Source organism: Streptomyces clavifer, assembly GCF_036345975.1.
GTDB classification, from domain to species: Bacteria; Actinomycetota; Actinomycetes; order Streptomycetales; family Streptomycetaceae; genus Streptomyces; species Streptomyces clavifer.
This window is the reverse complement of the sequence record NZ_CP107793.1, coordinates 4,007,209-4,026,928: the sequence shown is the minus strand read 5'-3', so window position 1 is coordinate 4,026,928 and position 19,720 is coordinate 4,007,209. Positions and strand designations below refer to the sequence as shown.

Annotated in this window: 19 protein-coding genes, 2 tRNA genes and 1 riboswitch; of the genes, 11 read left to right on the top strand and 10 right to left on the bottom strand. The window is 72.4% G+C overall.

All coding sequences use genetic code 11. The annotated features are described in order from the left end of the window. Positions 1-55 precede the first annotated feature (55 nt). From lhgO to OG927_RS17420, 3 genes are all read left to right on the top strand, one after another. Complete coding sequence (gene lhgO / locus OG927_RS17430) at positions 56-1,312, top strand: L-2-hydroxyglutarate oxidase (RefSeq protein WP_056792985.1); 1,257 nt, start codon at positions 56-58, stop codon at positions 1,310-1,312. Then, positions 1,305-2,141 carry a tRNA (guanosine(46)-N7)-methyltransferase TrmB gene (trmB, locus tag OG927_RS17425; protein WP_371612629.1) on the top strand — a complete coding sequence of 279 codons (837 nt, stop codon included), beginning with the start codon at positions 1,305-1,307 and terminating at the stop codon, positions 2,139-2,141. Before lhgO ends, trmB begins: the two co-directional genes overlap by 8 nt. Before the next feature lie 216 nt (positions 2,142-2,357). Then, a complete protein-coding gene (locus OG927_RS17420; RefSeq protein ID WP_209470061.1) occupies positions 2,358-3,824 on the top strand; it encodes a PrsW family intramembrane metalloprotease in 1,467 nt (488 codons plus the stop codon). A gap of 141 nt (positions 3,825-3,965) precedes the next feature. Here the strand turns inward: OG927_RS17420 and OG927_RS17415 are convergent, their stop codons facing one another. The 5 genes from OG927_RS17415 to OG927_RS17395 all read right to left on the bottom strand — a co-directional run bounded on the left by OG927_RS17415 (position 3,966) and on the right by OG927_RS17395 (position 8,765). Next, the gene (locus OG927_RS17415) at positions 3,966-4,910 is read right to left on the bottom strand and encodes an aldo/keto reductase (RefSeq protein ID WP_124281708.1); all 945 of its coding nucleotides are present in this window, start codon (positions 4,908-4,910) and stop codon (positions 3,966-3,968) included. Positions 4,911-5,098: 188 nt separating this feature from the next. Next, positions 5,099-6,139, bottom strand: coding sequence for a M23 family metallopeptidase (locus OG927_RS17410; RefSeq protein ID WP_330320416.1), 1,041 nt, complete (start codon positions 6,137-6,139; stop codon positions 5,099-5,101). A gap of 11 nt (positions 6,140-6,150) precedes the next feature. Further along, a riboswitch (cyclic di-AMP (ydaO/yuaA leader) is annotated at positions 6,151-6,303 on the bottom strand. 234 nt (positions 6,304-6,537) lie between these two features. After that, entirely contained in the window at positions 6,538-7,695 is a 1,158-nt protein-coding gene (locus OG927_RS17405) for a PP2C family protein-serine/threonine phosphatase (protein ID WP_056792990.1), read from the bottom strand. A 133-nt stretch (positions 7,696-7,828) separates the two neighbouring features. Then, on the bottom strand, positions 7,829-8,575 hold the full coding sequence (locus OG927_RS17400; RefSeq protein ID WP_056792991.1) for a MerR family transcriptional regulator: 747 nt from the start codon (positions 8,573-8,575) through the stop codon (positions 7,829-7,831). Positions 8,576-8,691: 116 nt separating this feature from the next. Then, positions 8,692-8,765: transfer RNA gene (locus tag OG927_RS17395), tRNA-Met, on the bottom strand. A 485-nt stretch (positions 8,766-9,250) separates the two neighbouring features. Between OG927_RS17395 and OG927_RS17390 the strand changes: the two genes are divergently transcribed. The 3 genes from OG927_RS17390 (at position 9,251) to OG927_RS17380 (ending at position 11,277) form a co-directional block, all read left to right on the top strand. Beyond that, on the top strand, positions 9,251-10,636 hold the full coding sequence (locus tag OG927_RS17390) for an FAD-binding oxidoreductase (RefSeq protein ID WP_330320415.1): 1,386 nt from the start codon (positions 9,251-9,253) through the stop codon (positions 10,634-10,636). A gap of 205 nt (positions 10,637-10,841) precedes the next feature. Continuing rightward, entirely contained in the window at positions 10,842-10,985 is a 144-nt protein-coding gene (locus OG927_RS17385) for a hypothetical protein (RefSeq protein ID WP_164494161.1), read from the top strand. A 70-nt stretch (positions 10,986-11,055) separates the two neighbouring features. Beyond that, on the top strand, positions 11,056-11,277 hold the full coding sequence (locus OG927_RS17380; RefSeq protein ID WP_056792993.1) for a hypothetical protein: 222 nt from the start codon (positions 11,056-11,058) through the stop codon (positions 11,275-11,277). Between the two features lie 79 nt (positions 11,278-11,356). Here the strand turns inward: OG927_RS17380 and OG927_RS17375 are convergent, their stop codons facing one another. From OG927_RS17375 to OG927_RS17365, 3 genes are all read right to left on the bottom strand, one after another. After that, on the bottom strand, positions 11,357-12,469 hold the full coding sequence (locus OG927_RS17375) for a YncE family protein (protein ID WP_330320414.1): 1,113 nt from the start codon (positions 12,467-12,469) through the stop codon (positions 11,357-11,359). Further along, positions 12,466-13,059 (bottom strand): ankyrin repeat domain-containing protein, encoded by a 594-nt coding sequence (locus OG927_RS17370; RefSeq protein WP_330320413.1) that lies wholly within the window; start codon positions 13,057-13,059, stop codon positions 12,466-12,468. The genes OG927_RS17375 and OG927_RS17370 overlap by 4 nt, the downstream gene beginning before the upstream one ends. 77 nt (positions 13,060-13,136) lie before the next feature. Next, positions 13,137-13,706, bottom strand: coding sequence for a GlcG/HbpS family heme-binding protein (locus OG927_RS17365; protein ID WP_124281712.1), 570 nt, complete (start codon positions 13,704-13,706; stop codon positions 13,137-13,139). A 295-nt stretch (positions 13,707-14,001) separates the two neighbouring features. On the opposite strand from OG927_RS17365, the gene OG927_RS17360 reads away from it, so the two are divergent. The 5 genes from OG927_RS17360 (at position 14,002) to OG927_RS17340 (ending at position 17,550) form a co-directional block, all read left to right on the top strand. Then, entirely contained in the window at positions 14,002-15,159 is a 1,158-nt protein-coding gene (locus OG927_RS17360; protein WP_209471293.1) for a sensor histidine kinase, read from the top strand. After that, the gene (locus tag OG927_RS17355; RefSeq protein ID WP_124281713.1) at positions 15,156-15,785 is read left to right on the top strand and encodes a response regulator; all 630 of its coding nucleotides are present in this window, start codon (positions 15,156-15,158) and stop codon (positions 15,783-15,785) included. Before OG927_RS17360 ends, OG927_RS17355 begins: the two co-directional genes overlap by 4 nt. Positions 15,786-16,046: 261 nt before the next feature. After that, the gene (locus OG927_RS17350; protein WP_056792999.1) at positions 16,047-16,373 is read left to right on the top strand and encodes an SCO4225 family membrane protein; all 327 of its coding nucleotides are present in this window, start codon (positions 16,047-16,049) and stop codon (positions 16,371-16,373) included. Positions 16,374-16,886: 513 nt separating this feature from the next. After that, a complete protein-coding gene (locus OG927_RS17345) occupies positions 16,887-17,180 on the top strand; it encodes a hypothetical protein (protein ID WP_157862986.1) in 294 nt (97 codons plus the stop codon). 142 nt (positions 17,181-17,322) lie between these two features. Further along, positions 17,323-17,550 (top strand): hypothetical protein, encoded by a 228-nt coding sequence (locus tag OG927_RS17340; RefSeq protein WP_056793001.1) that lies wholly within the window; start codon positions 17,323-17,325, stop codon positions 17,548-17,550. A gap of 468 nt (positions 17,551-18,018) precedes the next feature. On the opposite strand, the gene OG927_RS17335 is transcribed toward OG927_RS17340, so the two are convergent. Together OG927_RS17335 and OG927_RS17330 are read right to left on the bottom strand one after the other, a co-directional pair. Then, a tRNA-Lys gene (locus OG927_RS17335) sits at positions 18,019-18,092 on the bottom strand. Between the two features lie 91 nt (positions 18,093-18,183). Further along, positions 18,184-19,710 carry an amino acid permease gene (locus OG927_RS17330; protein ID WP_330320412.1) on the bottom strand — a complete coding sequence of 509 codons (1,527 nt, stop codon included), beginning with the start codon at positions 19,708-19,710 and terminating at the stop codon, positions 18,184-18,186. Positions 19,711-19,720 lie beyond the last annotated feature (10 nt).

Genomic DNA, 19,720 nt, shown 5'->3' with positions numbered 1-19,720 from the left:
TGGTTTGAGCCCGTTGTCAGTGGGTCAGTGCACTATCGGGGTGGGAGGTGGCGTGATGATGACGCACGCGGCGTACGACTGCGATGTGCTGGTGATCGGCGGCGGGATCGTCGGTCTGTCGACCGCGTATGCGCTCACGCGCACCGCGCCCGGCACCCGGGTCACGGTGCTGGAGAAGGAGTGGGGCCCCGCCAGGCACCAGACCGGGCGCAACAGCGGGGTGATCCACAGCGGCATCTACTACCCCCCGGGTTCGCTCAAGGCGCGCTACGCGGTGCGGGGCGCCGCCGAGCTGGTCGACTTCTGCGCCGGGCACGGCATCGCGCACGCGGTCACGGGCAAGCTGATCGTGGCGACGGCCAGCGACGAGCTGCCGAGGCTCCACGGCCTGGTGCAGCGCGGCCGGGAGCACGGGCTGCCGGTCCGGGAGCTCGGCCCCGCCCAGATCGCGGAGTACGAGCCGGAGGTGCGCGGGCTCGCGGCGATCCGGGTCGGGACGACCGGGGTGTGCGACTTCTCCGCGGTGGCCGCCCGGTTCGCCGCCGAGGTGGGCGCGGCCGGCGGGCAGGTCCGGTACGGCGCGGAGGTCGTCGCCGTCGACCGGCGCCCCTGGGGTGTCGCCGTGCGGACGGCCGACGGCCGGGTGACCAGGGCCCGGGTGCTGGTCAACTGCGCCGGCCTGCACAGCGACCGGATGGCACGCCTCGTGGGGGACGACCCCGGGGTGCGGATCGTGCCGTTCCGCGGGGAGTACTACGAGCTGGCCCGGCCGGAGCTGGTGCGCGGGCTGGTCTATCCGGTGCCGGACCCGGCGTTCCCGTTCCTCGGGGTGCATCTGACCCGCGGCGTCGACGGCACGGTCCACGTCGGTCCGAACGCGGTGCCGGCCCTGGCCCGCGAGGGATACGGCTGGCCGGTCGTGCACCCGCGCGAGCTGGCCGCCACCCTGAGCTGGCCCGGTTCCTGGCGGATCGCCCGGCGGCACTGGCGGTACGGGGCGGGCGAGGTGCACAGATCCCTGTCGAAGCGTGCCTTCACCCGGGCGGTGCGGCGGCTGCTGCCCGACGTGACGGAGGACGACCTGCGGCCGTCACCCGCCGGGGTCAGGGCCCAGGCGGTGCTGCGGGACGGCACGCTGGTGGACGACTTCCTCATCCGGGAGGCCCCGCACACCGTGCACGTGCTGAACGCCCCGTCGCCCGCGGCCACCGCTTCGCTGCCCATCGGGAGGGAGGTGGCGCGGCGGGCTCTGGTGCGGGCTCGCGCGACGGGGTGGAAGCCCCCCGCCGTAGAATCGGGGCATTGTGTCTGAGCCTGTGAACCCCACCCCAGAGACGCCCGGCGCCACCGCTGACGCGGACGCCGAGGCGCTGCGCGCCGCCTCCTTCGAGCGGCAGCGCAGGCTGCGCCAGGAACCGCGCTTCCCCGGCGGGCCCGCCGCCGATCCGGCGGGCTCCCACCACGAGCGCCGGATCCGCAGCTTCCAGCCGCGCCGCAGCCGTGTGACCACCGGCCAGGAGGACGCCCTCCAGCGGCTGTGGCCGAAGTGGGGCCTCGACATCGACGGCCTGCGCGTCCTCGACCTGCCGGACCTGTTCGACGGCCTCCCGGTCGTCCTGGAGATCGGCTTCGGCATGGGCGAGGCCACCGCGCAGATGGCGGCCGACGACCCGGACACCGGGATCCTGGCCGTCGACGTGCACACCCCGGGCCAGGGCAACCTCCTCGGTCTCGCGGACCGGGCGGGCCTGTCCAACGTCCGGGTCGCCAACGGTGACGCGATCATCCTGCTGCGCGAGATGCTGGAGCCGGCGGCGCTGGACGGGCTCCGGGTGTTCTTCCCCGACCCCTGGCCCAAGAAGCGGCACCACAAACGCCGGCTGATCCAGGCGGAGTTCCTCGACCTGGTGGCGCAGCGGCTGAAGCCCGGAGCGGTCGTCCACTGCGCGACGGACTGGGAGCCGTACGCGGAGCAGATGCTGGAGGTGCTCACGGCGCACCCCCTGTTCGAGAACACCCGGGCCGACGGGGGCTACGCGCCCCGCCCCGCGTTCCGGCCACTGACCCGCTTCGAGGGGCAGGGGCTGGACAAGGGGCACGTCGTGCACGACGTGCTGTTCACCCGGAACACGGACCGGTAGCGGCGGAGCGGGCCCGACTGCGGCGGCGCACGCGGCGCACGGGCTGCGGGGCCGACGGCCGCAGGACCGGGGTGCGGGGCCGACGGCCGCAGGACCGGGGTGCCGGTCGTGGTGGGCCCGGAGGGGCAGCGGCCGACCGTCGCCGATCAGCCACCCGCCGGCGCCCGGCACTTCGCGCCGTGGTCAGGTGTCGGTCCCCCTGGTTAGGGTCATCAGGTGTCCGAGGGGTCCGTACAGCACCAGCAGCCGGCCGTCCCGGTTCTCGAGGAGCAGCGGCTCGACGAGTTCCTGAGCGCCGTTCCCGAGCGTGGCCAGTGGCGTTACCGGCCCCGCCGGGTCGGCATGGTCTGGCGCAGCAAGGCCTTCCGCGCCGGTGCGGTGATCGCCGTGCTCGCCCTCTGCGGTCTGGTGATCCTGTCCCTGGTGCGCGACCAGACCGGCACGGAGGGTTTCCTGGTCGGTCTGGGCCTGGCCGTGCTGCCCGTGCCGCTGCTGATGGCGGCGTTCCGCTGGCTCGACCGTGTCGAGCCCGGCCCCTGGCGGAATCTGCTGTTCGCCTTCGCCTGGGGTGCGTGTGCCGCGGCCCTGGTGGCGATCATCGCCAACTCCTTCGCGACCCGCTGGATAGCCACGGCCACCGCGGACCCGGCCAGTGCCGACACCCTGGGGGCCACGGTCGTCGCCCCGGTCGTCGAGGAGAGCGCCAAGGCCGCCGCCGTCCTGCTGATCTTCCTGTTCCGCAGAAGGGAGTTCGGCGGTGTCGTCGACGGCATCGTGGTCGCCGGGTTCACCGCGACGGGTTTCGCCTTCACCGAGAACATCCTCTATCTCGGCAACGCCTTCGGCGAGGACCAGGAGCTGGGCACCACGGGCCTCGCCTCGGTCACGGCAGGGACCTTCTTCGTGCGCGTGGTGATGTCGCCGTTCGCCCACCCGCTCTTCACCGTGCTCACCGGCATCGGCTTCGGCATCGCCGCGCTCGGCGGCCGGCGCCGCCGGGTGCGCCGGATCGTGCTGCCACTGCTCGGACTCGTTCTCGCCATGGGCATGCACGCCCTGTGGAACGGCTCGTCGGCCTTCGGACCGTACGGCTTCTACGCGGTGTACGGGGCCTTCATGGTGCCCGCCCTCGCCCTGGTGACGTGGCTGGCGATCTGGTCGCGCCAGCGGGAACTGCGTACGCTCTCCGCCGAGCTTCCCGTGTACGCGTCGGCCGGCTGGCTGACTCCGGCCGAGCCGCTCGCGCTGGCCTCGATGCGGGCGCGGGGGATGGCCCGCGACATGGCCAGGCACTGGAACAGCCACCCGGACCGGTCCCGGGGCAGGGCGGCGGCCCGTGCGGTCGCGGAGTACGAGTCGTTCGCGACCTCGCTGGCCGTACTGCGCCACCGGGCCCGCCGCGACGGGGCCGGCCCGGACTTCGCCCACCGGGAGCAGGAGCTGCTGCACCACCTGTGGCAGCGCCGGGACATCGCCGGGCCGGCCCTGACGTACGCGGCCCGTGCGACGGGACGCGCCCGCGCCCACCGCGTGCCGCCGCCGTACCCCCGCCGGCCGCACGGCGCGCCGTATCCGCAGCACCAGGTCCCCGCGCCGCACCGGCACTACGGCGGCTACAACCCGTATCTCCAGCCGGTCGCGCGGCAGCCGGGCACGGGCCACGGGCCGGTACCGCCCGGGTAGCGGACCGGCGTCACCACGGTGCCGCCACCACCCGGGCAGTCCGCCACCACCCGGGCAGTCCGCCGGCGTCAACACCGGGCCCTTACCGCCGGGGTGAAGCCACATCGGCGTCTCCCTGGGCAGCCGCAGCGCTCCCCGGTGTCAGGCGGACGCGTCGGTGAGCTCCGCCAGCTGCTCCTCGGTCAGCCTCAGGTCGGCCAGGGCCACCAGCGCGGGCAGCTGTCCGACCGTACGGGCGGAGGCGATCGGTGCGGCGACGGTCGGCCGGGCGGCCAGCCATGCCAGTGCGACCGTGGCGATCTCCGCGTCGTGCTCCCGGGCGACCTTGTCGAGCGCCGCGAGCACCGTGCCGCCGCGCTCCGATTCCAGATGCCGGCCCGCGCTCCCGGCCCGCACGCTGTCGACCTCCGTGCCCGGCCGGTACTTGCCGGTGAGGAAACCCGAGGCGAGGCCGGAATAGGGAACGGCTGCGAGCCCCGCGCCGGCGGCCGTGTCCAGGAGCGCGCCCTCGTAGGTGTCGCGCGAGACGAGGTTGTAGCGGGGCTGCAGGGCGGTGTAGCGGGCCAGCCCCTCGCGCTCGGAGAAGTCCAGGGAGGCTCGGAGTCGCGCGGGGCTGATGTTGGAGGCGGCGATCTCCCGCACGGTGCCCGCCTTCACCAGGTGGTCGAGCGCGGTGACGATCTCCTCGACGGGGACGCTCTCGTCGTCGAAGTGCGTGTAGAAGAGGTCGATGTGGTCGGTGCCGAGCCGGCGCAGCGACGCCTCGGCGGCAGCCTTGACGGTGGCGGCGGAGAGTCCCTTGTACGCGGGGTGGGCGCCGGCCTTGGTGGCGACGACGATGTCGTCGCGGTTGGCGCGGGCCGCCATCCACCTGCCGATGATCGTCTCCGACTCACCGCCCTCGTTGCCCGGGGCCCAGGAGGAGTAGGCGTCGGCGGTGTCGATGAAGTTGCCGCCCACCGCGGCGTACGCGTCGAGGACGGCGAAGGATTGGTCCTCGTCCGCCGTCCAGCCGAAGACGTTGCCGCCGAGGGCGAGGGGGAATACCTGGAGGCTCGAAGAACCGAGCGGGCGCAGACTCGTCATACCCGGGGCCAACCGGTCTGCGGAGGACGCTATTCCGCATCCCCGGGGCCAACCGGTCCACGGAGGACGCTATTCCGCCGAGCCGCTCCGCACCCCGGGCGGGCCCGCGTGCCGCAGGCCGACGGCCCTGACGTCGGGGGGTGTGCGTCAGGGCCGCCGGGGTGCGGGTGCGCCGTGGGGCGCGGGGCTCAGATCGTCAGGCCCTTGCCGCGGAGCCAGCTCAACGGGTCGACGCCCGTGCCGTCCGGGGTGTGGATCTCCAGGTGGAGGTGGGGGCCGGTGACGTTCCCGGTGGCGCCCACACGGCCGATGGTGTCGCCCGTGCTGACCTTCTGGCCGGCGGTGACGTCCATCGAGGACTGGTGGCAGTACCAGATCTCCGTGCCGTCGTCGAGCACCAGGACCGTGCGGTAGCCGTACGAACCGGAGTAGCCGGCCGACTTCACCGTGCCGCTGTGCACGGCCTTGACCGGGGTGCCGGTCGGAGCCGCGAAGTCCAGCCCGGTGTGGTAGCCGGAGGACCACAGCGAACCGGCCTGGCCGAAGGTCGAGGTGATCGTGTAGGAGGACGTCGGGACGGCGTAGCTGGCGGCGAGCTTGGCGAGGCGCTCGGCCTCAGCCTTCTCCGCGGCCTTCTTCTCCGCCGCCTTCTTCTTCGCGGCGGCCTCGACCTCGGCGTTGCTCTGCTGCTTCGTGGCCTGCGCAGCGGCCTGCTCGGCGGCGGCCTTCTCCTCGGCGGCCCTGGCCTCGGCCGCGGCTCCGGCCTGCTGCTGCTCGGCCTGCTGGAGGATGCGGGCGCGCAGCGCCTCACCGGCGTCGGTGGCACCCTGCTCGGCCTCGGCGGACGTGATGCCGGCGGTGGTGAGCGGGGCGGCCTGGGTGGTCGTCCCGGTGTCCGCTTCGGAGCCGCCGGACATGAAAGCGCTCACGCCGGGAAGGGACTTGGCGTCGGGAAGACTGTCCGCGATGGAATCGGGAAGGGAGATGGAGACCGGCGGTTTGCTCTGCGCCGTGGCCATGCCACCCGCGCCGACGGCCGCGATGACGCCGACGCCGAGGACGGTGGAGCTACGGGCGAGACCGCGCTGCTTGGCTACGCGGTGCCTGCCGCGCACGGGACGGATGGACTCCTCGGTGGGATTCCATTCCTCCCACGTCCGCTCCTCGTCACCGGCCATGCCGGTCCTGAAGGGTGACGGGGCCTCGGGGGCAGGCTGATTGGACGCCACGTGGGCGCACTCCTTTCCTTCCTTCTCGCCTACCGGGTTAGCTGACGGGTTCGGAGCAGGAAGGTCTCCTACGGGCCCCTTCGTCTCTCACGAGACACAGGTGCCCGATTCACCCCATGTAGGTGGTTCCCCGGTTCCCTTGCGGAATTCGGCGCTCGCGCACGGTGTCGCCTCTGGCGACGACTGGGACAACCGCGCTGCGTTATCGAACGTTAATAGACACCGGGGCCCGATTCCAAGCTGTTCCGATTGATCGTTCAGCACTCTGGCCGGGACTTCAGGGTGGAAAACGGTCGTAAACGGTCGAGTTGAGTATTCCCACTCCGGACACGAATTTCTGACGGTTAGTCAAATGTTATGCGGAGCGGTACCTTTCGACTACGGACGGTGGTAAAGGGTCATTCACTGCCCCTCCCCACGATCTTCACCGTCGTGCGCCGCTGCGGCTGCCCCCGCGCGGGCCGGCCCACCGCGAGCAGCGCCAGGTCGTCCGTCGCGCGTCCACCGGTGTGCAGCCGTACGTCGTCGGTGAGCGCGGAGAGCAGCTCCTCGGGTCCCGGGAAGATCCGGCCGCGCAGCCGGGCGGCCGGATCGTAGAAGACCCCGTCCGCGTCCCGCGCCTCGGAGAGGCCGTCCGTGAACGCCAGGAGCGTGGCCCCCGCCGGCAGCTCCCACTCGTCCGACCGGTCCGGCCACACCCCCAGGTCCATCCCGATCGGCAGCGCGGGTGCGGTCGGCGCCAGCACCTCCAGCGCCCCGTCGGCGTGCAGCAGGATCGGCTCGGGGTGACCGCGGTTCACGATCCGCACCGCACCCGCGCCCACGGGGATCTCGGCGAGCACGACGGTGACGAACCCCTCCATGGAGTCGAGCCCGCCGCGTCGGCTCCCCTCCCGCGCCAGCGCCCGCTCCAGCCGCTGTGCCACGCCCTCCAGCGACAGCTCCTGCTCGGCCGCCTCACGGAAGGCACCGATCACCACGGCCACCGCCTCCACGGCGTCCAGCCCCTTGCCCCGCACGTCCCCGACGACCAGCCGCACGCCGTGCGGGGTGTCCGCGACGGCGAACAGGTCGCCGCCGACGAACTCGTCCGCCTGCGCGGCCTCGTACCGCGCCGCGACCAGCAGTCCGCCGATCCGGTCGTCCGGTGTCGGCAGCACCGCGCGCATCGCGGTCTCCGCGACGGCCCGGGCCGAGGCGAGCTGCTCGTTGCTGCGGCGTACGACACCGTTGATGACCAGGGCGAGTGCGGAGACGGTGATCAGGGTGAGCAGATCGGTGAGCGGTACGACCTTGGTGATCAGGCCGTCCGAGAGCCGGATCGCGAGGACGGCGAGGGTCGCGGCCACCCCCGTACGGACGGTGCTCGCCAGCGAGAAGAACGGGGCGGCGATCAGTGGGGCCGCCGCGAAGAGCGGAACGGCCGTGACGGCGGTCGGGGTCACGAGGTCGAAGACGATCCCGACCCCGATCATCAGGGTGGGCAGCGCACGCACGAACCGCCGGGCCCCGACGCCCTCGCCGGCTCCGCCCCGCCGACTGTCCCGCTTCCCCACCTGTGCACTCCTGCCCGGTCCGCTCACGGCTGCGGACGGTACCGCGATCCACCCGGGCCGGCCGGAGCCGCGCCGTGCGACGGCGCGTCGTCGGCCGAAGGGGGGAGCGCGCCGGAGCCCCGCCCCCCGGAGGTCAGTCGGTGAGCCGGTGCTGCGCGTAGATCGTCAGTGCATCCCGTACGAAGACGGCGGTGCCGTCTCCGTACCGATCGTAGTTCTTCCCGAAGCGCGGATCCGCGACATACATCCCGGCGAGGCCGGTGACGTACGACCGGGTGACCGTCGTCGTGCCCGCGAGCCAGGCGCAGTGGCGCCCTGCGATGTGCTGCACCGCCTCGCCGCCGGCGTCCAGACCGGCCTCCCTGGCCGCTCCGTAGTCCCGGGCGATCGCGTCGTGCACACCCTGGAAGTCGGCACGTTCCTCGCGGCTCAGCCCGCGCCACCACCGGTCGCCCTCCGCGTACGCCTCCCGGCCCCAGCGCTCGGTGACCTCCCGCTCGTACACCGTGTGGTCGAAACCGTCGAACACTTCCCCGGCCATCAGCTCTTCTCCCTCCTCGGTCCTGTGGAGAGTGGTCCGCACCGACGCGATCTGCCGCCCGATGCGCATCTGCTCCTGCTCCAGCAGGAGCAGATGGGTCCGCAGCGCCGCGGAGGTGTCCCGCTGCCCCTCCAGTACGTCCTTGATGGCGGGCAGCGGCAGCCCCAGCTCACGCAGCAGCAGGATGCGCTGCAGTCGGACGAGGGCGCCCTGGTCGTAGTAGCGGTAGCCGTTGGCGCCCGTACGGCTCGGCGCGAGAAGACCGAGGTCTCCGTAGTGCCGCAGCGTTCGGCTCGTCGTGCCGGCTTCCCTGGCGATTTCCTGGATGGACCACTCCATGCCGGAAACGCTAGATCTTTACGTTGCGTCAAGGTCAAGCGGGAGCACGGGCGCGGCGGTGCGCGCATACGACAGAGGCCCGAATCCTCGAAAGGATTCGGGCCTCTGTCTTTCAGTAGCGGGGACAGGATTTGAACCTGCGACCTCTGGGTTATGAGCCCAGCGAGCTACCGAGCTGCTCCACCCCGCGTCGTTGTGATTGCAACTCTACGGCATCGCGGAGGGCGCCTCGACCACTTTCCGGCGTAGCCACTCGCGCCCCGGGGGCGGGCCGGCATCCACCGCATGGATCGGTTCCCATCAACACCCGGCATGGAAAAGGCAGTTGCCACGGGGCGCGCTGCGCCTGCCGAGGTTTCCGCACCCCCCGATCCGATTCGGCATCCGATTCGGCACCCGTTCCGCAGCCGTCGCCCGGTCGGCCACCCCGGGCACGGGCCCCTCCCGCGGTCCGCCGCCCGCGGGTTCCCCCTCGCTGCTCCCCGGCCCGGTTCCTGCCGCGATTGCGAGGCTCCCGGGGCCGCGGGACGCTTGAAGCACCCAGCCCTTCCGTGCCCGGTCCCGTCTGCGGCACCCAACGGTGCCGGTCATCGGCGCGAGCAACCGCCTCGGCCGGTGCCATGGGGCAGAGGAGGCCGGGCGCGCTGCGGCACGCGCTTCGGCAAGGAGACGGCCATGGACGGCACCACACTCGAAACGATGAGGACCGAACTGCGCGGCCCGGTCATCGGCCCCGACGACCCGGAGTACGCACAGGTCCGGACGATCTACAACGCCATGATCGACAAGAGGCCGTCCGCCGTGATCCGCTGCCACGACACGGCGGACGTGATGGCGGCCGTGGACTTCGTCCGCGACCACGGCCTGGAGGTCGCCGTCATGGGCGGCGGACACAGCGGTCCCGGCCTCTGCCTCGCCGACGACGCCGTGACGATCGACCTCTCGCCGATGCGCGGCGTACGCGTCGACCCGGCCACCCAGACCGCCCAGGTCGACGGCGGAGCGAAGCTGGGCGACCTGGACCACGCCTCGCACGCCTTCGGCCTCGCCACCCCGGCGGGCATCATGTCCACGACCGGCGTCGGCGGTCTCACACTCGGCGGCGGACACGGCTACCTCACCCGCAAGTACGGACTCACCATCGACAACCTGGTGTCCGCGGACGTGGTCCTGGCCGACGGCAGCTTCGCCACGACGAACGCGAGCGAGAACGCCGACCTGTTCTGGGCGCTGCGCGGCGGCGGCGGGAACTTCGGCATCGTCACGTCGTTCGACTTCGAGCTGCACCCCGTGGGCACCGTCGGCGTCGGCATCACCCTGTGGCCGCCGGACCTCTTCCAGGACGTCCTGCGCTGGTACCGCGCCTTCCTGCCGCAGGCACCGGACGACCTCTACGGCTTCTTCGCCGCGCTGACCGTCCCACCCGGCCCGCCGTTCCCCGAGGAGATCCACGGGCGGAAGATGTGCGGTGTCGTCTGGTCCTCGACGGGCGCCCCGGAGGCCCTGGGCACGGCCCTCGCGGCCGTCGGCGAAGCGGGCCCGCCCGCCTTCCACTTCACGGCGCCGATGCCCTACCCGGCCCTGCAGACCATGTTCGACGGGCTGCTCCCCGCCGGCCTGCAGTGGTATTGGCGCGGCGCCTTCTTCGACCGGATCACCGACGACGCGGTCGACGTGCACGCCTCGTTCGCGGAGAGCCTCCCCACCGACCTGTCGACCATGCACCTCTACCCGGTCGACGGGGCCGCGGGCCGCGTCGGACCGGACGAGACCGCCTGGGCGTACCGCGACGCGGTCTGGTCCGGCGTCATCGCGGGCATCGACCCCGATCCGGCCCGGGCGCAGGCGCTCCGGCAGTGGGCCGTGAGCTACTGGGACGCGCTGCAGCCGCATTCCATGGGCGGCGGCTACGTCAACTTCATCGGCTCCGGGGAGTCGCAGGACCGGGTCAGGGCCACCTACCGGGGCCATTACGACCGGCTCGCGGAGATCAAGCAGGCCTACGACCCGCACAACCTCTTCCACGCAAACCAGAACATCGAACCCGCCCCGGCGCACTGACCGCGGACTCGTGCGCCGCAATACCGGGGGAAAGCTGTGCTCCGAGGGTTACAGTCTGCATACACCGCATGATGATCCGGACGCCCCCGGAGCGGTGCGCACCGGTAGCGGCACATCGTCGCCCTACCGGTCGGGACCGTTCCGGCTCTTCCTGCCGACGGCTCCGTCACGGGCTCTCACCGCACACCTACGTACAGGACACTCCATGACCGACATGCCCGCACGCACGCACCGGCACCACGACAGCTCGGCCGCTGCCGCGGACACGGCGGCACCGCTCCCGACTCCGCAGTACGCGGGGCTGTTCATCGAGCCGGACCTGCCGCCGCTGACCGACGAAGCCGAGTGACCGGGCGGACCGCCGGCCGCTCGTGACCGGTCCCCAGTGACCGGGCGGGCCGTACGGTCGTTGGGAGACCATGCGCATCCGTATCGGCGTGGTCGTCCTCGCAGTGGTCCTGCTGATCGCCGCGTTCGTCTCGAGCATCCCGTCCGAGGCCGAGACCGAAGCGGCCTGCCGACGGGCCCTCGACAACACGTCGACCGCCACCAACCGGCCCGACGTGTGCCTGGACGTGCCCGCGGAGACCTACCGCGCCTTCCTCCTGATGTACGTACTCCGGGCGGAGGGGCTCGACTAGCGCGCCGGCGCACCGCACACGAGGCCGGAACGGTCCGTGCCGGCGGCCCGGGACGTGACGGGCCGGACGCCGAACCGCGTCAGAGGACCGCGATCCCCAGCGGCCGCACTCCCGCGGGCAACCGCCGGGTCGCACCGCTGTCCAGGTCGACGACGGTGATCCCGTCCCAGAAGCCTTCCCGGGTGAAGCCCCCGCCGACGTAGGCGGTGCCGCCGTCCTCGGAGACGGCGACGTCCTCGTGCGGGCCGTCGAGCGGAAGGACGCGCTCCTGTCCCCCGGGGGCGCGGACCGTCAGCGACGGGCCCGCGTCGGAGCCGTCGATCGGGCCCGTACCGACGACGAGCAGGGTGCCGTCGGGAGTGAGCGCGGCGCCGTGCTGATGGGTGTCGGCGGTCATCCGCTCCACATCGACCCTGCCGCTGCGCGGATCGAGGACGGCCAGCCGCTCGCCCTCGAACGGCAGCAGGAGCTTCCCGTCGGCGCGCACCACCGCGTAGTGCGGCTTGAGCCAGGAGCCGAGGCCCCCCTCGGTGCCGTACGGCGCGACCTCCAGGCGGCGCGGGGTGAGCGTGCCGGTGCGTACGGCCGTCACGTCGTAGGAGTCGTGGCCGGTGGCGTAGACCTCGCTGCCGTCACGGGCCACGTCGACGTCGAAGGGGCGGCGGCCCACGGGGACGGTGTCCGTGACCGTGCGGGTCGCCGTGTCGATGACCTCCAGGGTCCCCTTCGCGCCGGGGACGTTGACGCCGACGTACACGCGTGTGCCGTCCGGCGCCAGGGCGATGCCCATGCCGCCTCCCCGGTACTCCCCCGTCGTGACGGGGCCGGTCCGCGTGGCGTACGGGATCCTGCCGAGGCTCTCGCGCGACGCGGTGTCCACGACGGCCACACCCTCGGCGGTCGCGACCCAGGCCCGGCCGTCGGCGCCCACGACGAGTCCGTACGGCGCCGTGCCCACCTCCACCGAGTCGAGGGGCCCGCGTACGGGGTCGATGAAGGTGACGGTGTCGCTCCCGAAGTCCGCGACCAGCAGGGTTCCCTGCGCGGTGCGCGCCGGGGCCGGGGCGGAGGGTGCGGCGGTGCCGGACCGCTGCGCGGTCGCCGCGGGCTCGGCGGTGCCGGTGGTGGTGCACCCGGCGGTCAGCAGGACTCCGGCGACAGCTCCCAGGGCGGCGTGCGCGCGGGCCCTCACGCGGCCCTCAGCAGCGCCGCGATCGCGTCGAAGCCGCGGCGTTCGGCGTGGCGCAGGGCCGTGACGCCGTCGGCGTCGGGAAGGTCCGGGCGTGCGCCGGCCGCGAGCAGCAGCCGCACGACCTCCTGGTGCGGGCGGCCTCCGTCACCGAGGATCACGGCCTCCAGCAAGGCGGTCCAGCCGAGGTCGTTGACGTGGTCGACGTCCATGCCCGTGTCCCGCAGTACGGCCCGTACGTACGCGACGTGACCGCGCTCGCTCGCCGGGATCAGCGCGATCCCGCCGAACCTGTTGCGCAGCGTCAGGTCCGGTCCCGCCGTCAGCAGGACCCTCATCATCGCGACGTCGCCGGTCACACCGGTGACCAGCCACGCGCTGTCCCGGCGGGCGTCCTGCGCGTCGGGGTCGGCCCCGGCCGCCAGCAGGACCTGTGCGGCCTCCACATGGCCGCCCAGCGAGGCGAGGAGCAGCGGGGAGCGCAGCTCCTCGTCACGGGCCTCCACCGGGGCGCCCGCGTCCAGCGCGGTACGCACCCCGGCGGCGTCGCCCCGGCCGGCGGCGTCCAGGAGTTGCCGCGTGCGGTGCTGCATCGTGTTCCTCCACTGCGTCCGTGCGAAAGGGCCGGCGGAACCTTACGGGTACCAGGTTCCGCCGGGCCCGGGGCTTCCTACCTGCCGAGCGAGGCGACACCGGCCCGGGCGAACTTCTCGTCCAGGTCGCCGCTCGGCGCGCCGGCGACGCCGATGCCGGCGATCGGTGCGCCCTTCGCCTGGACCGGGGCGCCGCCGCCGAGGAAGAGGGTGCCGGGAATGTCCTTCAGGTTGGGCGTCTGCTCCAGGCGCTCGACCAGGGCCGAGGTGGGCGCGTTCCAGGAGACGGCGGTGTACGCCTTCTTCACCGCGGACTCGGGGGACTGCGGTCCCGCGCCGTCGCCGCGCAGCGTGACGACGGTGTTGCCGTTGCGGTCGACGACGGCGACGGAGACGCGCTGGTTCTCCTTCGCCGCGGCTTCCAGCGCGGCCTGCGCGGCCCCGGTCGCGGCCTCGACCGTCAGGTGGGTCGACTGCGTGAGGTTCTTGCCGGCCGCGCCCGTCGTGGCTCCCGGACCGGCCTTGGCCACGGGGGCCGCGGCCGGGTCGGCCGCGTTGGCGGACACCGCGCCGAAGGTACCGGCCGCCAGCGTGGCGGCGACGGCGGTGCCGGTCAGGACACGGGTGCGCGGGGACAGCTTCTTCATGGTGGCTCCTTGGGTGGACGAGAGCGGTTCGGGAATCTCTGCGTTCCCGCTCCGACATCCATCGTGGGTCCGGATCCGGGCCTTCCCGGTCGGCCCACAGGCTCCGTCCGACGCTCCCGACGGATGACGGAGGGGTCAGCCGAACGGTCGATGCGGACGAGCCACCTCCGGATAGCCTTGGTCGGGCGGACCTGCAGAACGGCAGGCCGCCGAGGAGTGTGCGGTGCGAAGGAACACGTGGTCGGCCATCGACACCGAAGCGGCCGACGACGACGCCCGCCGGCTCGCGACCGTGATGCACGTGGCGTTCTTCGTGCTCCTGTGCTCGTCGCTGGCCCGCTTCCTGATGCGCCACCCAGGTGCGCCGGCGACACCCTGGGTCGTCGCACTCGCCCTCGCACTGGCCCTGCTGTACGTCCTCGGTCCGGTGCTCGGCCCGAAGGAGGACCTGGCTCCCAGGGACCCCACCGCGGCGTCCAGGCTGTGGCTGGCGGCCGTCATCGGGACCTGGCTCACCCTGGTGGTCCTCGCGCCGAGCTTCGGCTGGTGCGCCGTGCCGCTCTTCTACACCGGCCTGCGCTCGCTGCGCACCCGGTCCGCGATCCTCCTCGTCTCGCTGATCACCGTGTTCGTGGTGGCCGCACAGGTCCAACTGCGCCTGCGGTTCGGCTTCGATCCCAACCTGCTGTTCGCGCCCCCGGCCGTCGCCGCCGTCGCGACCGCCGTGTTCATCCACTCCCAGCGCCAGGCCGTCCGGCTGCGGGCCGTCATCACCGATCTCGTCCGCACCCGCCGTGAACTGGCCGCCACCGAACGCCGCGAGGGCGCGCTCGCCGAACGTCAGCGGCTCTCCATGGAGATCCACGACACCCTCGCCCAGGGCCTGTCCAGCCAGCAGATGCTGTTCCAGGCCGCGGACCGGCTCTGGGCCGGCGACCCGGAGACGGCGCGTCGCCATGTCCGCTCCGCCGCGTCCATCGCCGAGCACAACCTCGCCGAGGCCCGCCGCTTCGTCCACGACCTCGCCCCCGCCGACCTCGCCGGGGGCGGCAGCCTCGGCGACGCGCTGCGCGCCCTGGCGGCGCGCGAGACGACCGACACCCTCCGGATCCGCTTCCACCAGGACAGCGCCCCCGCGGCCCCCCTTCCCGACCGGATCCAGTCCGCGCTCCTGCGCATCGCCCAGGGCGCCCTCGCGAACGTGCGCGAACACGCGGACGCCACCACCGCGGCCCTCACCCTGACCCACCTGGACGACCAGGTGGTCCTGGACATCGCCGACAACGGCCGCGGCTTCGTCCCCACCGAGCGGACGGGGGACGGCGTGCGCGGCCACGGCCTCCCGGCCATACGCGCCCGCGTGCGCGGGCTCGGCGGCACCCTCACCATCGAATCGACCCCCGGCGAGGGCACCGTGCTCACCGCCGCGATCCCCTTGGAGCCCGTGCCATGACCACGCCCGTACGCATCCTGCTCTGCGACGACCACACCGTCGTACGCGCGGGGCTGCTCGCCCTGATCGGCAGCGAGCCGGACATCGAGGTCGTCGGAGAGGCGGGCAGCGGGGAGGAGGCGGTCGCCCTCACCGCCCGGCTGCGACCGGACGTCGTCCTGATGGACCTTCAGCTCGGCCCCGGCATCGACGGGGTGGAGGCGACGCGCCGGATCGCCGGCCAGGACGTGCACGTCCTGGTCCTCACCACGTACGACACGGACGCGGACATCACCCGGGCGATCGAGGCGGGCGCCACCGGCTACCTCCTCAAGGCGGAACGCCCCGAGGAGCTCTTCGCCGCGATCCGCGCCGCCGCCCAGGGCCGCACGACCCTCTCCCCGCCGGTCGCCAGCCGTGTCATGGACCGGATGCGCGGAGCGGCCGGACCGACCCTCACGGACCGCGAACGCGACATCCTGGGCCAGCTCGCGCGCGGCCTCGGCAACCGGGAGATCGCCCGCGCGCTCTTCATCAGCGAGGCGACCGTGAAGACCCACCTGGGCCGGATCTACGCCAAGCTCGGCGTGGACACCCGCTCGGGCGCCGTGGCCGTCGCCACGGAACAGCGGCTGCTGTCCCCGTAGCGGGTCCATGCCGCCCCGGCACCGGCACCGCGCGCTCGTCGGCCGGCACCCGCTCCGACCGGCCGTGTCCACGGAGTCGTCCGGTGTCAGGGAAGCACGAGCCTCGCGGGCGGGCCCGCCCCCTCCTCCGGCCCCGCGCACGAAGCCGAGCCGACCGGCACTATACGAACATAGGTATGAGTACTCATACGGCAGCCACCGCCCCGAGGGCATTGTGTGTCTCACACCGAGCAACACGGTTTCCTCACATCGGAGTTAGAGATGGCTGCCTCGTCGCGCACCCTGCCCCAGTCCCTTCGCCACTACCTCGTGAACCCCGCCGCCCTGGGCTACCTGGCCGTCGTGGCCGCCGTCGGCGTATGGGTCGGGCTGGACATGCTCCTCGTCGAGCGGGTGGACGCGAGCTTCGCCGGCGTGTGGCTGTTCATCGTGACCGCACCGACCTCGTTCCTGTTCGTGACCCTTCCCGGTGAACTGCTGCTCGCCGGTATCGCCGTCGGGGCCGTCGCCCAGGCCCTGGCGCTCGGCGCCGCGTACCGCTCGGCTCGCGGACGGGCCGCACGGCGCACCTCCCCTGCCGGTGCCTGAGCAGACGTCATCGACCGGCACGGAGTCCTCTGTGACGCCATCGGCCATGGCTCCCCGGCGGGGACACACGTCGCTCCGGCACAAGCGACGACACGGGTGCGGCCGTGCCGGCGGCGCCGCCCACAACCTGTCCGACGACGAGCTCGGCTTCAGGGGCGACGTCCCGGGCCCGTTCCCGAGGGCGGCGGCAGGGCGAATGAAGGGTTCGGCGATGTGTAGGAAGTGCGGTGCGAAGAAGCGCCGTTGGCCCCGCTCGTGCGCCCGGTGCCGGTCCGGATCGTCGGACCGGGGCGAAACGGCGCTGGAGGCCGCAGAGCTGGCTGTGGAGACGGGACTGCTCGGGTGGATCGGGCGGGGCCTCATGGGTGTCGCGCGGCTGGTGCTGCGCACGATCGGCTGACAGACGGCCCCCGTTCTCCCGCCTCCGGTCCGGACGGCGCCGCCCCGGAATGCCCACCGAGGGTCCTGCGGGTCGCAGCGGAGCGCGGTGTTCCCGCGTCCGTGTACGGGGCGGTGACGGACGGCACCCTGCTGGGCGTCCAGCGGTCAAAACGATTCCTCGACACGCTGACCACGGTGGCGCGCACGGACCTCGGCTACCTCCTGGAGGCCCGCGACGCCCTGGCGCTCGTCCACCGGGGCCGCCGCACCCATCACATCCAGGACCCGACCGTCACCCTGAACTGGGCGGACGGCGTGCTCGCCAAACCGTTCCAGCCGACCGACAACGGCAAGCTGACCCGGAACGACGTCACGGCGAAGAGGGACGGTGGGGCGTCCGAGAGGAGCGGCACATGCCTGACCTAACAGCCGGGTCCACGGTCGTGCAGCCTTCCGGACCACACCGCTCCCCGGAGAGACAGTCCGCGTCGACGACGGGGACGGGCACCTCGTCATCCGCCGGTACGTTCCCGTACTGCAACCGTCCGACTCTGACTCAAGGAGCCTCATGTCCATTCCCGTCAGCGCAGAGCTTCGTCCTTACTCGGGCTCGGACCCGGACCGGCACAAGGCCGTGATCTCGATCAGCATCGAGCCCGGCCAGCCGGTGTACGGCGATCTGAGTGCGGCTGACCGGCAAGCTCTGCTGGAGGCCGCAATAGCGGGTATTCGCGCTGCTCTGCCCGGACTTCAGGTCCCGGCGTCGATCACGGCGCAGGACGTCACCACCGCCTGATCACTGGTGCCCCCCGCACAGCTGGTGCGGGGGGCACCTCCAACTCAGGCCCCGTGCCGATGGTCCGGGGCTTCGTCATGCCCGCGTGGCTTCGAGATGGACGACGTGCGCGGCCGTGTCCACGCGCGGCTCGCTACGAAGGCCCCGGCCAAGCCGGCGGTGCCGTCCCCGCCGAAGCGCCCGTCGGTCTCCTTGTCCAAGCTGAGCGCCGCCGCCCGCTCCCACCCCGCCAAGGCCGGCACTCCGGTTCTGCCGGCCCCACCCCGGCCCCAGGAAGGTCGGCACACTCCTCGTCCGAGCGTCCGGCTGAGGTTGGCGCACGCGAAGAGGCCCCGACCGCACGCGGTCGGGGCCTCTTCGCGCGATCGTTTGCACTTCGACGGAGCACGGGTGGAGCATCTGCCCGAACTGAACTCGAACAAGCAAAGGACCCCGGGTCAGGAAACGCTCTGACCCGGGATCCAGCGGTAGGCCGTGTGGGACTCGAACCCACAACCAACGGATTAAAAGTCCGCTGCTCTGACCAATTGAGCTAACGGCCCGTACCGGATCACCCCACGAAGCATAGCCGCCCCCGGCCCGGCAGCCGATCGGGTATCGGGTGCCGGGCCCTGTCGCACCGGAGCTCGCAGGTCAGTCCACGGTTCCGGCCGGGCTCGTGCGTGTGTGATCCGCGGCCGGCTTCAGGAACCAGTGGCGGGCCGACACCAGCCACCAGGTGGCCGCGAAGCCGAGTACCACCAGGACGGCCAGCGGTGCGTAGTTGAAGGTCTCCCAGGTGACGGGGGACACCTGGGGCAGCATGAACAGCACCGTGATCACCGCGACCCAGGCGACCGCGACGATGCCGATCGGACGCGACCAGCGGCCCAGGTGCCAGGGGCCCGGGGTGAAGTCGTCGCCGCGCAGCAGGCGGAGCAGGGTCGGGATGACGTAGGCGATGTAGAGGCCGATGACCGCGATGGACGTCACCGCGGCGTACGCGGTCACGTTGATCAGGTACGGGAGACCGAGGGCCAGGGCGCCCATGGCGGCCAGCCAGACCGCCGCGACGGGGGTACGGGTGCGGGGGCTGACCGTGTGCCAGACACGGGATAGGGGCAGGGCGCCGTCGCGCGAGAAGGCGTAGATCATACGGCTGTTGGCGGTGACCGAGGCCATACCGCAGAACAGCTGGGCACCGATGACGACGAGCAGCAGGAGCTTGCCCGTGGTCGCTCCGAGCGCGTCCAGCAGGATCTGGGCGGGCGGCGCGCCGGTCGGGGAGCCCAGGGCGCCGTCGTACGACTGGATGGCGAAGGTGAAGCCGAGCAGCAGGACGAAGCCGGCGATCCAGGAGGTCCAGATGGACTGCACGATGCCTCGCGGCCCCGCCACGGCCGCGTCGTGGGTCTCCTCCGTCATGTGCGCGGAGGCGTCGTACCCGGTGAAGGTGTACTGGGCCATCAGCAGGCCGATCATCACGACGTAGAAGCTGCTGTCCCAGCCGGTGTTGTTGACGAACTCGGTGAAGACGAACGACGCGGACTGGTGCGAGTCGGGGACGAAGGTGAGCGCCCCGACGATGACGGCGACACCGACGACGTGCCACCAGACGCTGACATTGTTGAGGATCGCGACGATGCCGACGCCGAAGGTGTTCAGCAGCCCGTGCAGGACCAGGATGGCGGCGAAGAGCAGGATCGTACGGCCGGGGGTCACCTCGAAGCCGAACTGGAGGTTCAGGTAGGCCCCGAGGAAGGACGCCGCCCCGAAGTCGATCCCGGCGGTGACGGCGACCTGGCCGAGCACGTTGAACCAGCCGGCGAACCACGCCCACGCGGCCGCCGAACGCGGAGGGGCGAGCCGGTGGGCCCAGAAGTACAGGCCCGCGGACGTGGGGTACGCCGAACAGATCTCCGCCATGGCCAGGCCGACGAACAACGTCATCAGGCCGACTCCGACCCAGCCCCAGGTGATGAGGACGGGGCCGCCGGTGTTCATGCCGAACAGGTACAGCGTCAGGCAGCCGGAGAGCACCGAGATGATCGTGAACGAGACCGCGTAGTTGGAGAAGGCGGACATGCGGCGGGCGAGCACCTGGGTGTAGCCGAGCTCGGCCAGCCGCTCCTCGTCGGTGGTGGGTAAACCCGTGCGTGGTGCGGGCGGTTGAGTTGTCATGCCCCCAGCA